The organism is Bacillus sp. FJAT-14266 (genome assembly GCF_001719225.1).
In the GTDB taxonomy this organism is placed as follows: domain Bacteria; phylum Bacillota; class Bacilli; order Bacillales; family Bacillaceae; genus Bacillus; species Bacillus subtilis.
In genome coordinates this window covers 1,610,892-1,625,713 of record NZ_CP017072.1, presented here as the reverse complement: position 1 = coordinate 1,625,713, position 14,822 = coordinate 1,610,892, and the positions used below count along the sequence as shown (strand labels likewise).

The following is a 14,822-nucleotide window of genomic DNA, read 5'->3' as shown; positions in this document are numbered from 1 at the left end:
ATAAGGTAAAAAGAACTAAACTTTTGCCTCTGCATGCCGATATGAATAATAAGGCCGGCGCGATACTCCCTATAACATCCTTTTCAGTAGATTTCATTATCGTGCCGGTTTTCTCATATGCAAAGCAATCCCGCCAATCAGATTGGCGGGATTTTATATTTTACATTCCTGTCCAAACGTCTTTTACATAACGTTTTTGGTCTTGCAGCTTTTGCAGCCATTCAGCTGATTCTTCCTGGCTTGCTCCTTTTTCAGCTTCATACGCCAATCGCAAAGTTTTCTCTACATCAGGAGCCATTTGCGATCCATCACCGCATACGTAAATATAAGCCCCTTTTTCAATGAGTGTCATCAATTTCTGCGTATCTTGCTTGAGCAAGTGCTGGACATATTCTTTTGGTTCGTTTTCGACGCGCGAGTAGCATCGGCGGATTGTGACCAAACCGTCCTGTTCCGCTTGATCCAGCTCTTCTCTGTAAAGGTCGTCATGGTCCGGGCGGCGGCAGCCGAAGTATAAAAGTGCTTCACCAAGGGTGCTTCCTTCCTTCTTCAAAACCGATCTTGCCTGAATAAAGCCCCTGAATGGCGCAATTCCTGTGCCCGGCCCGACCATAATCATAGGCGTTTCAGGCTCATCCGGCATCTGGAATCCGGACTGCGGCGTACGAATGAAGCAAGCTGCTGCATCACCTGTATTCAACTCTGCTAAATAATTAGAGGCGACACCCCGGTATTCACCTCGGCCGCTCCATGCTGAGGCTTTCACAACTCCTACCGTCATGCTCACGATATTTGCATGAACTTTCGGTGAGCTTGAAATGGAATAGTATCTCGGTTTTAGTGATGGCAAAAGTGCTAAAAACCGTTCAAACGGCATTTCGCAGGCAGGATAATCCTCTAAAAAATCAAGCATGGTAAGACGTTTTGCAAGTACCTGCTCTTTGTAAATGCCATCATCTGAAACGAGCTGTTCCAGCTCTTTTTGATGCGGCGGACAGACTGTATAAGAGGCCAGCTCCCGAAGCTGAAGCCTTGATGCCGGTTCCTGCAGCTCTACATAGGACGACAATAAATCCGCAACTTTGATTGGCCGATCCATCGGCAGATGAGCCATATGAGCGCTTCCGCTTACTTTTATCACATGATTGGACTGCAAACCGAATCGGCTGAGAACCCGCTGAACAAGCTCCCTGCTGTTCTTTGGCAGGATTCCGATATGATCGCCTTCTTTATATGTTTTACCAGCCGGAATTTCCAATTCAATATGGCGGGTTGAACGCGTGCTGGCAGCTGTCTGGAGTTCTCGATTCTCTAACACAATCCCTTCAAACGCGCCATATGCTTTAGCAACCGGCGTTTCCGTCGCTTCACTGAGAAAAGTAATCGATAATGAAGGCCTGTCTTCTTTCTGGGCTATTTCGTTAATATCAAATGCGTCCATCGTTTCCTTCCAGAAGCGGTTTTCCCAAGACTCGCGGTGGCTTTCAAAATCATCGGCGGCGTCACCTTCCCCAATCGCTGTTAAACGCGATGCCCCCTTTGCTTTCATCATGTCATCAATCAGGCGGGGAATCCGCTGATACGTGCTGGCCCAGCTCCGGTTTCCGCAGCCGAATACCGCATAGGAAACACCTTTCAATTGGCCTTCCTCAAGCTCTTTCAGCCACTCTACAAATCCGGCAGCATTATCAGGCGGCGCCCCATTATAAGAAGCCGTTACAATGACGACTGCCCCTTCTTCAGGGAGCTTGCCGATATAATCATCAAGCGGAGCCGTTTCAGCTGTAAAGCCCATCTGGCGGCCTTGAGCAGCCAGTTCACCGGCTATTCCCTCAGCTGTCCCAAGATTTGAACCAAAAAGAACAAGTAAAGGTGTGCCGTGTTTAGGTTTGGTTTCTTTTGGCTTTGTTTCTGCTTTGATGTCTGCCTGTTCTTTTCTCTGTACATTGATTGCCGCTGTTTTTCGCGGTTTCACAGTAATTTTAAAATCATCCGGCTTGATCGTTAATGCTTCTTTGATTTTTAGTTCGTAGCCAGTATGGTTTATCAATTCAAAATGCTTTAATACAAGACCGAGAACCATTGTCGCTTCTTGAAGAGCAAACTGCATGCCAATACAAGCGCGCTGTCCGTTTCCAAACGGCTTATACGCATGGTGAGGGATACTTGAAGGATCCTCAAACCGTTCCGGACGGAAATCTTCCGCATCCGGTCCCCAAGCGTTTTGATCCCGGTGCAGTTTTGGAATTAAAACAGTGACTGGCTGCCCTTTGCTGATCGGATATTCCCCGCCTAGAACAGTATCCTCCTTCGCATATAGAGAAAAAGCCGGAGCTGTTGGATACAGTCTGAGGGTTTCATTTAAAACCATCCGAATGTATTTGAGCTGCTGGATTTGTTTATATTCAGGCGTGTCATCCGTTAACACGCGATCCGCTTCCTCCTGAGCTTTTTTCAGTTTTTCCGGATGTGTAAGCAGACAATAAATCGCAAAGGATAGCAACCCGCTTGTTGTCTCATGTCCAGCAATTAAAAATGTGATGATTTGGTATCGAATGTTTTCGTCATCCAGCGTTTCACCCGTTACTGGATCTTTGGCATAAAGCATGAGAGACAAGAGATCCTTAATGTTTTCATCCGGATTCGCCTTTCGCTCCGCTATCATTCTATCAACCAGGGAGTTCATGACTTCTATATCCTTTTGGAACTGCAGCTTCGTTTTCACCATCATTTTATCTTGCAGGCCCAGTCTTTTCGATTGATTCATCGCCTCTTTTAAGGCACGGAGCATACTGGTGATAAACGGATGCTGTGAATCACGGTAAAAGCTGTTGAATCGATAGTTAAACCCGCATAACCCAATCGTATCAAGCGTCAGACGTGTCATATCGTCCGCTACATCAATTTCTTCATTAGGGTTTAACCGGCTCCACTTTTGAATCAGCTGGGTTGCGATATCCAGCATCATAGAATGATAGCCTTTCATCGCTTTTTGACTAAAACTCGGCAGCAAAATGCGGTGGGCTTTTTGCCAGTTCGGTTCGTGCGTCCAGCTTGTAAATAAGCCATCTCCCCCGAACTCACGCACCTTTTGCAAGCCTTTGCCAAGGTTCTTGTCAAAGCGTTTTTCATCACACACTTCAGCCACAAGATTGTGGCCCGAGACAAAAACACTGGATACTCCCGGAAAATCAAAACGGAAAATCGGTCCCAATTCATCAGCTATCCGCCATAAGGATTGAGAAAGCTGTTCTTTTTCCAGATGCGGAAGATTTTTTAAAGGTCCGTATGTTTTGGGCTGAGGTATTGCGCTTGCCTGTTTCATTAACATCTCCCTTTCCTATTTTTGTGATGAATGAAGCTTAATGGCGTCCCAGCAGCATTGTTCCAATTCAGTAATTAAATCAGTGTCCATCTCTATATCACCTGTTTGAACGAGCTGATATATCTTGAGAAACGCCCCTAATACAATCGCAATTAACACATTAGAGGGCAGGCTGCGAATCACGCCTTCCGCTTTTCCCTTATTAAAATAGTCATCAAGCATTTGAGTCAGATTTTCTATCATTTTTTTGCTTGTATGATTTAAGTAATGAGCGTCTTTTTTGGTTTCAAGAAAAAAAAGCGCATAGTCGCTCTCTTTCGTAAACTGAACGAGACAGCAAAATACGTGGTGAAAGCCTTCTCTGACAGGCAATTCTGAAACGTCTTGCTTCAGTTTTTCCGTAAATCGCTGGATGCTTTCTTGAAACAGTACGTTAACGAGTGTTTCTTTGCTGTCAAAATAACGATAGATCGTTCCTGTCCCTACATGAGCACGTTCAGCTATCATAGGAATAGTGGTAGCGTCAAAACCCCTTTCCGTAAAAAGTGAGACTGACGCTTTCATAATCATGTCGTATTTACTGCTGGATGCGGATATCATGTAATCTGACAACCTCCGATTCGTTTGCGGAATGAATATTCATTCCTTTTGTTCACAAAGAATGTCTGCCCTGTCTGATATCACCTCTTTGTTCTTTCTTCTGTTATAAGTTTATATGAAAAAAACTTTTTTTAATATAAAGTATATGCAAAAAATAAAAAATTAAGAAAATATACCCAAATCCTAATACGAGGATCTTGGATATATTTCCCGAGAAATTTTTTATTTAACAGCCACAATACATAGACAGGAAGCACGCCTGATAACAGAAAGATCCCTGAAATGCTGGTCTTTCAGCAGTTGAATATACGTTTTCTCTTTTTCACCGGTATTTGTGTCAATACTGATATAAAACCGGCCGTCAATTTGAAGCACCCTGTAAATTTCTCTTAATGCAAGCCTAATATCGGTGCAGCTTTGAACCGTATGTAAAGAAAAGACTTTATTAAAGGTACGGTCATCAAAGGGAATGTCCTCTGGATAGCCATGAAAAACCTCCCCGTTCCCCATGTTCTTTCGATTCGCACGTGATATCTGTCTTACCTTTCGTTTTGAAGGATCAATGCTTTTTAGGCTACCCTTTTTTAGTTTCTTGGTTATGCTTTTAAAGACAGTGCCGTTTCCAATTCCAATTTCTAAAATTCTGTCATTTTCTTGTATATCTATAGAGTCAATCATCATATGCTCAATTGTTTTGGTTAGCTTATATTTCCGAGAAAATAATTTCCAAAAATCCGATCGTTTATAGAGTCTATTTTCTAGCATTTTAAACACCTGCTTTTGGTTTCCTATGTTTATTTATTATCTTAAAAAAATAAACATCATCTTTATTTCTAAAAGTGAAGGAAGGTACCAACTAGACGGCAATGTATTGAAAAATGTTTCAACAGAACTAAACTTTTTCATTTTTTTCCGCAAAAAAAGCAGAAAACATAATGTTTTCTGCCCTCTTTCTAATGCCAATGATAAGGGAATACATACAGCCTTTGCTGCTGCATTGCCATCAGCCTCTGCTGTCGGAATGGATTTCCATAACCATGTTTGAAGGAATGCGGCATGGACGCATAACCATGGCCAATCGACGGCAGCCTTTTTTGATAATCGTTCATCATGCCATCACCTGCCTCACAGTAACGTTGATTTATTGTATGCAGGCAGGCATTTCCTTGACAGCTGTTTCGCTAAACTTGGTCCTTCTCCATAGTATAATGCATCAATAGTTCCATTCTAAGCATATGCCATTCCCCCTTCAGTTTTTTTCGTTGCTTTTAGCGCCAGTTTGTTAAATAAAGATGCTTTAACTGAGACTCTTTCATTTCATCATAAATCTGCTCAATCTGCTGTTCTCGTTCGAATTCTTCCAGGCTTTTAAACCGTTTTTTAATCGTTAACGTTAAAAAGAATAGGTTAATCGTCATATCGCTCACCCCCTTTCAAAGTCCGCATCAAGCGAAATAACCCGCGGCACACCCCTTCTGCCGCGGGCAAATAAAAACCGCAGACAAAAGAAGACACCAATGCCTCTACTGCCTGCGGGGAGTTGCGTATGTCCGACTATTCCGAATTTAATGCGTGCGATAATCATCGGTTAAGGAAGGACACGAACTCTTCCACAGGCTGAATAAACTATGAACTTTTACATGTGTATCACGTACAGGTTGACGTCGTTGTCTCATTGTCATTTTGGTTCAGCCTCCTTTGCTTTTTTTCTTACTTTGTAAGTATATCCACCAAATCCCATTTTGTAAACATCTTTTTCTAAAAATGGACGGAAATTGTGCAAATCATCGAATGGATTTGCCCGTTGGTCATGACACCTGCTTCATTTCTTTTCTGGAGCGGTCTTTCTTATGATATGCAATAAAATAAATGAGACCGACAAATACAGCTCCTCCGATGACATTACCGATAAAAGCCGGAATGATGTTTCCGATGAACTGCCCCCACGTGAATGAGCCAGCAAAAATGGCAGCAGGAATCACAAACATGTTGGCGACAACGTGCTGAAATCCGATAGCCACAAAAGCCATGATTGGGAACCAGATGCCAAGGATTTTTCCTGCTGCGTCTTGGGCGCCGAAAGAAAGCCACACTGCAAGACATACAAGCCAGTTACAGCCGATGGCGGAAATGAGAACCTTGCCAAAGCTCATATCAAGCTTTCCTTGGGCAACGGCAATCGTTTTTTCTAAATAAGGACCTGTTTCAGTCAATCCAACCAAATGCCCGAAAAAGTACGCAACAAACAATGCGCCGATTAAGTTCATAATTGTGACGATTCCCCAGTTAATCGCTAACTCTTTTACTGATATTTTTCTCGAAAATAACGCCATCGCAACTGACATCATATTGCCTGTGATCAGTTCAGCGCCAGCGAGTACGACAAGGATCAGGCCGACTGGAAATACTGCTGCACCAATCAAACTGGACAGGCTCCCCCATTCTTTCGGAAGATCGCCGATTACCCTGATATCAAGCAAATACCCAAGCGCGATAAATGCACCGCCTAAAAACCCCAGCACAAGCAGTGACGGCAGCGGGAGCTTTATTTTTTTCATCCCTGCTTCAATTGCTGCTTCCGCTATTTCATCCGGTTTTCGAAAAGCCATAATTAAACGCCTCCATTACTTCTTCTTTTCTCACAGTTATGCAAGAAAGGCAATAAAAAAGGCAGCACTCAAATAACCTGTGTCAAACCAGGCGTTTGAATGCTGCCTAACTTGTATGCATACCCATACAACAATATCAAGCAGTATGTAAGATATTGAAAGAGAATATATACAGTTCGTGCATACATTCCATTGCTTTAGCCTTCTATAACTGTAGCAACATCATATCAAATGTGACAAATTTGTGTCAATGACAAATATACTAGCTTTGCAGAACTTCTTTTTGCTCATCTATTTTTCGGTCAAAAACAAATACAGATACAGCTATGTTTTCCTCAATTTTAATATCAGAAAACAAATGGACTAGCTTAGCTCCCATGAGTTCCTCCATTCCTTCCGGTGTTTGTTTGGAATAAAGGTCTTGAATTAGGCTTGTCCGGGCCGCATGTACCATCTCTCTTCCTTCAGGCGTGCGGGCGATAAACTGCTCGCTTGCACTCAGATTTCCGTATAGTGTTGAAACTGCCATGTTTTCTACAAATACAGTATGAATTCTCTCAGGCCCTTTTCCGAACAATTCTTTGCGAAGTTTTCGAATAATATCATTGAATTCATGAATTTTTTTAGACATGCTGATTACCCCTTCCGATATTGCCTTATAAAGGCTTTTCCCGGTTCCCCTCAGGACATTTCACTTGGTTAAAATTTTCCTGCCATATTGTATTATAATAAATATCACATTATAATAAAAGCAGTGTTGATGGATTTGTAATAGGATCTTGTTATGAGTCTATCGTTTTATAAAAATCAAGGATTGGTCTGTTAGTAAGACTTGCTAGTGAACTATTCCGCCATGTGTGTTTACACCTTCTTAGAATTAAGGGCAGGTGTATCTATACATGGCTTTTTTTGACTTCTTGAAAGAAAGATGGAGGGGAATATGAATATGATGGACGTTAAGTCGATCAGTGTCCGTGTAGACGGAACAGAAATTCAAGCACGAGCAGGGGCCACAATTTTAGATATTTTAAATGAAAACGGAATTGAGTACCCGCAGATTTGCCACGTACCAGAGGTTGACCCGATTCAAACTTGTGATACTTGCATAGTAGAGGCAAACGGCAAGCTGGTTCGTTCATGCGCGACCGTTGCAGAAAACGGGATGTCTATTGATCTTTCAGGAAATCGAGTGAAAGAAGCGCAAACCGAAGCGATGGACCGCCTTCTTGAAAATCATTTGCTGTATTGTACAGTTTGCGATAACAACAATGGAAACTGTACGCTGCATAATACAGCGGAAATGATGGGGATCGAGCATCAAAAATACCCATACACGCCAAAAGAAGATCCTTCTTGCGCGGTTGATATGTCTCATCCTTTTTACCGCTATGATCCAAACCAATGTATTGCCTGCGGCCAGTGTGTTGAGGTCTGTCAAAACCTTCAGGTAAATGAAACACTCTCAATCGACTGGGAGCGCGAACGCCCTCGCGTCATTTGGGATGAGGGAGTTCCGATCAATGAATCTTCCTGTGTCAGCTGCGGTCAGTGTGTCACAGTATGTCCATGTAATGCACTGATGGAAAAATCAATGCTCGGGCAGGCTGGTTTTATGACAGGCATTAAAGAGGACGTCATGGAACCGATGATTGATCTCGTGAAAAATGTTGAACCGGGGTATGGCAGCATTTTTGCCATTTCTGAAGTCGAAGCGGCAATGCGTGAAACAAGAACGAAAAAAACGAAAACTGTATGTACGTTCTGCGGTGTCGGGTGTTCATTTGAAGTATGGACAAAAGGACGGGATATTTTAAAGATCCAGCCTGTTTCTGATGCCCCGGTTAACGCGATTTCCACATGTGTCAAAGGGAAATTCGGCTGGGATTTCGTCAATTCAAAAGAACGGATCACAAAGCCTTTAATCCGTAAAAACGGAGCCTTTGTGGAGTCTTCTTGGGAAGAAGCCCTCGATCTTGTCGCAAGCAGATTAGGATCAATTAAAGAGCAGTACGGTAAAGGCTCTGTAGGGTTTATTTCTTCTTCTAAAATTACGAATGAAGAAAACTACGTCATTCAAAAACTAGCGCGTCAGGTATTTGAAACAAACAACGTCGATAACTGCTCACGCTACTGCCAGTCTCCTGCTACAGACGGATTGTTCCGCACTGTCGGCATGGGCGGTGACGCCGGCACGATTAAAGATATTGCCAAAGCAGGCCTGGTCATCATTGTCGGTGCCAATCCGGCGGAAGGACACCCAGTGCTCGCAACACGCGTCAAACGGGCACACAAGCTCCACGGTCAAAAACTGATTGTTGCTGACCTGCGTAAAAATGAGATGGCTGAGCGATCTGATCTGTTCATCAGCCCTAAACAAGGCACAGACCAAGTTTGGCTGATGGCTGTTACGAAATATATGATCGACCAAGGCTGGCACGATCAGGCGTTTATTGATGAGAACGTCAATTACTTTGAAGATTATAAAGAAACCCTTAAAACGTATACGCTTGATTATGCAGAACGCATCACAGGCCTTTCAAAAGAAAACATCATTCAAATTGCTGAATTGATTCGTGATGCTGACGGCACTTGTGTCCTTTGGGGAATGGGTGTCACACAAAATACAGGCGGTTCTGATACATCAGCAGCCATTTCAAACCTGCTTCTCGCTACGGGCAACTATCGCCGTCCAGGTGCCGGCGCTTATCCTCTGCGCGGACACAATAACGTGCAAGGCGCATGTGATATGGGAACATTGCCTGGCTGGCTGCCGGGATATCAGCATATTACAGATGACAAGGCCCGCGCTAAATTTGAAGAGGCATATGGTGTCGAGATTGATGGAAAGCCTGGTTTAGATAATATTCAAATGCTTCATGCCATTGAAGAAGGAAAAATGAAAGCTATGTATCTTGTCGGTGAGGATATGGCACTGGTCGATTCAAACGCGAACCATGTGCATGATATTTTATCAAGCCTTGATTTCTTCGTGGTACAGGACATCTTCCTGTCAAGAACAGCTCAATATGCTGATGTCGTCTTGCCGGCCACTCCTTCACTTGAAAAAGACGGAACATTTACCAACACAGAACGCCGTGTCCAGCGATTGTATCAGGCGCTTCCGACGCTTGGTGACGCAAAACCGGACTGGTGGATTATTCAAGAGGTGGCAAACCGTTTAGGAGCGAATTGGAATTACAGCCATCCAAGTGACATTTTCTCTGAAATGGCGAGTCTTTCTCCTCTGTTTGCCAAAGCAAGCTATGAGGTGCTTGAAGGCTGGAACAGCTTCCTATGGGGCAGCTTCACAGGTGAAAGCACACCGCTTCTGTATGAAGACGGATTTAATTTCCCTGACAAAAAAGCCCGCTTTGCCCTTTCTGATTGGACCGAGCCAGCGGCATTTCCGGAGGAATATGATCTTCATATCAATAACGGCCGGATGCTGGAGCATTTCCACGAAGGAAACATGACAAATAAATCGAAAGGCATCCAAGCGAAAGTGCCGAATGTATTCGTTGAGATTTCACCTGAGCTTGCACAAGAGCGAGGTGTTTGTGACGGTTCGCTTGTACGGCTCGTTTCTCCGTTCGGAGCAGTCAAATTGAACGCGCTGATCACAGACCGGGTACGGAAAAATGAACTCTATCTGCCAATGAACTCGACAGACAAGGAGTCAGCGATTAACTTCTTGACGGGCCCTGCAGCTGATAAACGGACGAACACGCCTGCTTATAAACAGACAAAGGTCCGCATGGAAGTGCTTGGCGGCTGTGAAACAGCGCCGCTTCCAAAAACAAATCCGCGCAACAAAAAACGGCATCCGCAAAACGGAGTCGAAGCGGAAAGAAAATGGAACCGCCCTGGCTATGTCCATCTGACTGATTAAACGATAGGAGGAAAACGAATGGCCACTCCGATTACGACGATCAAAAAAGAAACAAAAACAGCTGAGCAAATGAAGCTTGAAAAAATAGAAGAACTGAAAGAGCTGCTGGCGGAAAATGAGGACGCCGTCTCTAAAACGATGACGTTAATGAATGAACTCAATGATCTTGGAATTTTTGATGCGGCAACAAGCATGCTCAGAGCGAAGGAAGACATTGCCAAGATTGCGCTTGGCCAAGTTTCCCGCGAGCCTGTCACCAACCTCATCAACACGATGATGGCCGCCGGAGGCGCATTGACAAAAGCCGATCCTGAGTTTACAGCAAAGCTTTTAGAAAGCGTAATGGCTGGGACTGAACAGGCACAAAGCTTTTTAAAAGAAGACAAGAAAGTCGGGATTCTCGACCTGTTAAAAGCAATGAACGATCCTGACATCAACAGAGCCGTCGGCTTCGGCCTTCAGTTTTTAAAAGGCATGGGAAAAGAACTTCGAGAACAATAACAGAAAAACAGCCATCTCTTGATGATGGCTGTTTTTTTATTCGTCGGCTTCTTCCAGACGCTTCTTGTAAATAAGTGAACGGTCAGCGCAAAAGAAGGCACCGGCTAAAAATACGCAATCCGCTAAAAACATCGTCGATTTCTGGCCTAATGTTAAACCTTGATCAGGGAGAACTGCTCCTATATATAAAAAAGTGCTGACTGCAAGCAATGTAAAAGCAAAATGCTTGTAGTCTTCTTTTAAAGATTTCATTCTATTTTTGTTCAAAAGAATCACCTGCCAGATTCATAGTATACGACTATTATAATATAATCCGGCGGCTTACAGAGAAAGTAATTCTATCCATTTGTTATATATTTTCAAGCGCTTGGCCGATATCTTCCAACAAGTCTTCCGCATCTTCAATTCCTACAGAAATTCTGATCAAGCCGTCCGTAATGCCGAGCTCAAGCCGGCGTTCTCTCGGAATAGAGGCATGTGTCATTCTTGCAGGAACAGAAATTAAGCTTTCAACCGCCCCCAGGCTTTCAGCAATGGTAAACAGTTTCAGATTTCCTAAAAACGCATCAACCCGTTCTTCACTGCCAATATCAAAGGAGATCATGCCGCCGAAGCCCGATCCTTGCGTTTTTGCAAGCTCATGTCCGGGATGATTTGAAGAACCAGGGTAATATAACGTTTGGACAGCAGGGTGATTCTCAAGAAAGCTTGCGATTTTCCGCGCATTTTGATCGATCGCTTCCATTCTGAGTCCCAACGTTTTGATTCCTCTCATTAACAGCCAGGAATCTTGAGGGCCGAGCACGCCGCCTGTGGAGTTTTGCACAAAATGCAGCTCTTCTCCAAGCTCTTTAGAAGCTGTCACAACTAAACCTCCGACGACATCACTGTGTCCGCCAAGATATTTTGTCGCACTGTGCAGTACGATATCAGCGCCTAAAGTAAGCGGCTGCTGAAAATAAGGAGTATTAAAGGTATTGTCTACGATAAGCAGAACACCCGCTTTTTTTGCGATATCAGCCATGAGCGTCAGGTCGGTGATTTTGAGCAACGGGTTTGTCGGAGTTTCAATATAAATGGCTTTTGTATTAGGGCGAATTGCTTTTTCAACTTCTTCCCTGCTGCTCGTATCGACAAATGTTGATTCAATGCCAAGACGGTTAAGCACCTTTGTCATCACGCGATATGTTCCGCCGTACACATCATCAGTCAACACGACATGATCTCCGCTGTTAAACAGCATCATAACCGCTGTAATGGCAGCCATTCCTGAGCTGAACGCATAGCCTGCTTCCCCGCTTTCCAGTTCTGTCACAAGTGCTTCGAGAGCGGTTCGAGTCGGATTGGCCGTTCTTGAATACTCGTAGCCTGTATGCTGTCCTGCTTTCGGCTGCTTGTACGTGCTGACTTGATAAATGGGCACGGAAACTGCGCCTGTTTTCTCATCACCTGTGATTCCGCCATGTATCATCAATGTTTTTTTCTTCATATCAGATGCCTCCTTCGTATATTTGTTTGCTGATATATCGATCGCTGCTGTCAGGAAATACTGTGACAATGTTAGTTCCAGCGGATGCTTTTTTCGCTTCCTCCAATGCCGCATAAAGCGCTGCACCTGAAGAGCTTCCGATCAGCAGGCCTTCTTTTTCTGCCGCTTCTTTCACAAGTCTAAACGCATTCTCATCTGTTACGGTGTAGATCTCGTCAAAATGGCTCTTATCCATATAATCGGGGATAAACTCCATGCCGATGCCCTCTGTTTTATGAGCGTGGGGCTCTCCTCCGTTTAAAATCGAGCCCTCCGGTTCAACAATCACCGTTTTGACTGCTGGATTTTTTTCTTTTAAGAAGGAAGCTGTCCCTGCGAATGTGCCCCCTGATCCTGCCCCTGCGACAAATGTATGAATATTCCCGTCAAGCGCTTCCCACATTTCAGGTCCAAGCGTCTTATAGTAAGTCGATGGATTTACTCGGTTTTTAAATTGCAAAACGCAATAAGAATTTTCAATTTCAGTCTCCAGCTGAATGGCTTTTTGTATGGCGCCCTGCATTCCGTCTTGACGCGGTGTATGAATGATTGATGCGCCAAGCGCTTGCATAATTTGCTGTTTCTCTCTGCTGAAATGTTCAGGGACACAGAAAATCGCTTTCAGCCCATATTTTCTGGCACTTAACGCAAGGCCGATCCCTGTATTGCCTGCCGTAGCTTCTATAATCACTCCGCCGGGTTTCACTTTGCCTGAATCGAGCGCGTCACGAATCAGCATATCTCCCAGTCTGTCTTTGATGCTTCCCCCTGGATTCATCATTTCAAGCTTGGCATACACCGCGACTCCTTCTCGAACATCAAAGTTCTTCAAGCGGAGAAGCGGTGTATTCCCAATCAGCTCGGTAATGTCCGTAATCACTGTCATATATGTCCTCCTCCTTAATAGAGGTTGTTTTTAGAGAAAAACGGAGGAGAACGTTCTCCCCGTTTTAATGAATTCGTTTGATCACCTTTAACACAAGCTCTGTTGAATGGACAGCCGCCTGCTCTAAAAATTGGTCAAATGAAACATGTGATTCTTTTCCTGCAATATCAGATAACGCTCTGATGACGACAAACGGCGTTTTAAATTGATGGCACACTTGAGCCACTGCCGCAGCCTCCATTTCAACCGCGTACAGATCAGAAAATCTCGCACGCACCTCTTCAACCCGCTTCGGATCGTTCATGAAAGAATCGCCTGTTGCAATTGTTCCTTTTGCAACCTGAATGCCGTCGAGTTCAGATACCGCTTCTTCAGTGATGCTGATCAGCTTTTCATCCGCCGCATAAGCAGCCGGAAGACCCGGCACTTGGCCGTATTCATAGTCAAAAGCCGTTACGTCTACATCATGGTGGCGAACGTCAGTGGAAATAACAACATCCCCTACATTCAATGTATGATGAAATCCGCCGGCTGAGCCTGTGTTAATGACATAATCAGGCTTGTAACGGTCAAGCAGAAGCGTCGTGCTGATCGCAGCATTTACTTTTCCAATTCCTGATTTTAAAAGAATCACTTCAGTTCCTTCATATTCGCCTGTTGTAAATTCACAGTGTGCGATCGTTTCTGTTTTTGCATTTTCAAGTTTGTTTCTTAAGATGGTAACTTCCTCTTCCATTGCTCCGATGACTGCTAGTCTCATCTATTCACATTCCCTTCACTTTACCGTTTGATCGCCTCCATTATCCACACGAAGTCGTTTTGCTGAGTGAATCGGACTGCAAAACCTTCAGCTGTAAACATTTCTTTCAACGCATCCAATGTAGGATAATGCTCTGTCTCTAAATCATTTGCAAGCTGATAAAAGCCTTGAGAACGGGCTTTATCGATAGCCTGTTGATACGCTTGCGCATTTTCAAAGACGGTATCGGCAAACACTATTTTATCATGCAAGTGAAGGTATTTGCCATATTGCTTTATGGCAGCCCGCTTTTCTTCGTCAGTTAAATGATGAAAAGCATATGAACTGACAATCGTATCAGCCTGAAATGGCGGCTCAGGGAATGTCAGGAAGTCTCCATCAACGATTTCCGTCCTGCCTGAGAGCTTGTCAGAAGCCAGTTTACGCATTGCTGGAGAAGGTTCGATTCCAAATACAGTTTTGCCTGCATCGAGCAGCTTAGCTGTCAAATTCCCGGTCCCCGGGCCAAATTCTAACACATGCGTTCCAGATTTGCTGACGATGGCATCAAGGATATGATCGTAGCCTCTGAACGCTTCTTTATACTGAATATCTAAACCTTGTACTGTTTGATCATAAGTTGCTGCCCAATCTTCAAAGAGAGGGATAAATTCACGTCCCATATTTGTCACACTCCATATTTAATAATTCCTATAAGCATACTATGAATTAATGATGGAACAGT

At 44.0% G+C, this 14,822-nt stretch carries 14 protein-coding genes; 2 read left to right on the top strand and 12 right to left on the bottom strand.

Annotation, left to right across the window (positions count from 1 at the left end; all coding sequences use genetic code 11):
- Positions 1-160 precede the first annotated feature (160 nt).
- The 7 genes from cypB to BGM23_RS08350 all read right to left on the bottom strand — a co-directional run bounded on the left by cypB (position 161) and on the right by BGM23_RS08350 (position 7,165).
- Positions 161-3,325 carry a bifunctional cytochrome P450/NADPH--P450 reductase CypB gene (cypB, locus tag BGM23_RS08380; RefSeq protein ID WP_046663821.1) on the bottom strand — a complete coding sequence of 1,055 codons (3,165 nt, stop codon included), beginning with the start codon at positions 3,323-3,325 and terminating at the stop codon, positions 161-163.
- A 15-nt stretch (positions 3,326-3,340) separates the two neighbouring features.
- Positions 3,341-3,925, bottom strand: coding sequence for a transcriptional regulator FatR (fatR, locus tag BGM23_RS08375; RefSeq protein WP_009967878.1), 585 nt, complete (start codon positions 3,923-3,925; stop codon positions 3,341-3,343).
- Between the two features lie 222 nt (positions 3,926-4,147).
- Positions 4,148-4,690: a class I SAM-dependent methyltransferase gene (locus tag BGM23_RS08370; RefSeq protein ID WP_004398716.1), complete on the bottom strand. Its 543-nt coding sequence runs from the start codon at positions 4,688-4,690 to the stop codon at positions 4,148-4,150.
- 188 nt (positions 4,691-4,878) lie between these two features.
- Positions 4,879-5,037, bottom strand: coding sequence for a hypothetical protein (locus tag BGM23_RS21795; RefSeq protein ID WP_003229817.1), 159 nt, complete (start codon positions 5,035-5,037; stop codon positions 4,879-4,881).
- Between the two features lie 156 nt (positions 5,038-5,193).
- A complete protein-coding gene (locus BGM23_RS08360) occupies positions 5,194-5,343 on the bottom strand; it encodes a YrzI family small protein (RefSeq protein WP_004399102.1) in 150 nt (49 codons plus the stop codon).
- Positions 5,344-5,733: 390 nt separating this feature from the next.
- Positions 5,734-6,534, bottom strand: a complete 801-nt coding sequence (locus BGM23_RS08355; protein WP_003229815.1) for a formate/nitrite transporter family protein — start codon at positions 6,532-6,534, stop codon at positions 5,734-5,736.
- 262 nt (positions 6,535-6,796) lie between these two features.
- Positions 6,797-7,165 (bottom strand): Na-translocating system protein MpsC family protein, encoded by a 369-nt coding sequence (locus BGM23_RS08350; RefSeq protein ID WP_003229814.1) that lies wholly within the window; start codon positions 7,163-7,165, stop codon positions 6,797-6,799.
- Between the two features lie 315 nt (positions 7,166-7,480).
- Here BGM23_RS08350 and fdhF point away from each other — a divergent pair, with 315 nt between their 5' ends.
- Positions 7,481-10,423 carry a formate dehydrogenase subunit alpha gene (gene fdhF, locus BGM23_RS08345; RefSeq protein WP_072692747.1) on the top strand — a complete coding sequence of 981 codons (2,943 nt, stop codon included), beginning with the start codon at positions 7,481-7,483 and terminating at the stop codon, positions 10,421-10,423.
- An 18-nt stretch (positions 10,424-10,441) separates the two neighbouring features.
- Positions 10,442-10,924 (top strand): helical membrane plugin domain-containing protein, encoded by a 483-nt coding sequence (locus tag BGM23_RS08340; protein WP_029727145.1) that lies wholly within the window; start codon positions 10,442-10,444, stop codon positions 10,922-10,924.
- 36 nt (positions 10,925-10,960) lie between these two features.
- Here the strand turns inward: BGM23_RS08340 and BGM23_RS08335 are convergent, their stop codons facing one another.
- From BGM23_RS08335 to BGM23_RS08315, 5 genes are all read right to left on the bottom strand, one after another.
- Positions 10,961-11,191 (bottom strand): YrhC family protein, encoded by a 231-nt coding sequence (locus BGM23_RS08335; protein ID WP_003237358.1) that lies wholly within the window; start codon positions 11,189-11,191, stop codon positions 10,961-10,963.
- A gap of 82 nt (positions 11,192-11,273) precedes the next feature.
- On the bottom strand, positions 11,274-12,413 hold the full coding sequence (locus BGM23_RS08330) for a bifunctional cystathionine gamma-lyase/homocysteine desulfhydrase (RefSeq protein ID WP_017696065.1): 1,140 nt from the start codon (positions 12,411-12,413) through the stop codon (positions 11,274-11,276).
- Between the two features lies 1 nt (position 12,414).
- Entirely contained in the window at positions 12,415-13,338 is a 924-nt protein-coding gene (locus BGM23_RS08325) for an O-acetylserine dependent cystathionine beta-synthase (RefSeq protein ID WP_029727144.1), read from the bottom strand.
- A 64-nt stretch (positions 13,339-13,402) separates the two neighbouring features.
- On the bottom strand, positions 13,403-14,098 hold the full coding sequence (gene mtnN / locus BGM23_RS08320) for a 5'-methylthioadenosine/S-adenosylhomocysteine nucleosidase (protein WP_009967881.1): 696 nt from the start codon (positions 14,096-14,098) through the stop codon (positions 13,403-13,405).
- A 20-nt stretch (positions 14,099-14,118) separates the two neighbouring features.
- Positions 14,119-14,760 carry a class I SAM-dependent DNA methyltransferase gene (locus BGM23_RS08315; protein ID WP_029318171.1) on the bottom strand — a complete coding sequence of 214 codons (642 nt, stop codon included), beginning with the start codon at positions 14,758-14,760 and terminating at the stop codon, positions 14,119-14,121.
- Between the last annotated feature and the right edge of the window lie 62 nt (positions 14,761-14,822).

Bases quoted from the DNA above. Each gene is read 5' to 3' on its own strand.
- cypB (WP_046663821.1), bottom strand. From the start codon at position 3,325: ATGAAACAGGCAAGCGCAATACCTCAGCCCAAAACATACGGACCTTTA.
- fatR (WP_009967878.1), bottom strand. From the start codon at position 3,925: ATGATATCCGCATCCAGCAGTAAATACGACATGATTATGAAAGCGTCA.
- BGM23_RS08370 (WP_004398716.1), bottom strand. From the start codon at position 4,690: ATGCTAGAAAATAGACTCTATAAACGATCGGATTTTTGGAAATTATTT.
- BGM23_RS21795 (WP_003229817.1), bottom strand. From the start codon at position 5,037: ATGATGAACGATTATCAAAAAAGGCTGCCGTCGATTGGCCATGGTTAT.
- BGM23_RS08360 (WP_004399102.1), bottom strand. From the start codon at position 5,343: ATGACGATTAACCTATTCTTTTTAACGTTAACGATTAAAAAACGGTTT.
- BGM23_RS08355 (WP_003229815.1), bottom strand. From the start codon at position 6,534: ATGGCTTTTCGAAAACCGGATGAAATAGCGGAAGCAGCAATTGAAGCA.
- BGM23_RS08350 (WP_003229814.1), bottom strand. From the start codon at position 7,165: ATGTCTAAAAAAATTCATGAATTCAATGATATTATTCGAAAACTTCGC.
- fdhF (WP_072692747.1), top strand. From the start codon at position 7,481: ATGATGGACGTTAAGTCGATCAGTGTCCGTGTAGACGGAACAGAAATT.
- BGM23_RS08340 (WP_029727145.1), top strand. From the start codon at position 10,442: ATGGCCACTCCGATTACGACGATCAAAAAAGAAACAAAAACAGCTGAG.
- BGM23_RS08330 (WP_017696065.1), bottom strand. From the start codon at position 12,413: ATGAAGAAAAAAACATTGATGATACATGGCGGAATCACAGGTGATGAG.
- BGM23_RS08325 (WP_029727144.1), bottom strand. From the start codon at position 13,338: ATGACAGTGATTACGGACATTACCGAGCTGATTGGGAATACACCGCTT.
- mtnN (WP_009967881.1), bottom strand. From the start codon at position 14,098: ATGAGACTAGCAGTCATCGGAGCAATGGAAGAGGAAGTTACCATCTTA.
- BGM23_RS08315 (WP_029318171.1), bottom strand. From the start codon at position 14,760: ATGGGACGTGAATTTATCCCTCTCTTTGAAGATTGGGCAGCAACTTAT.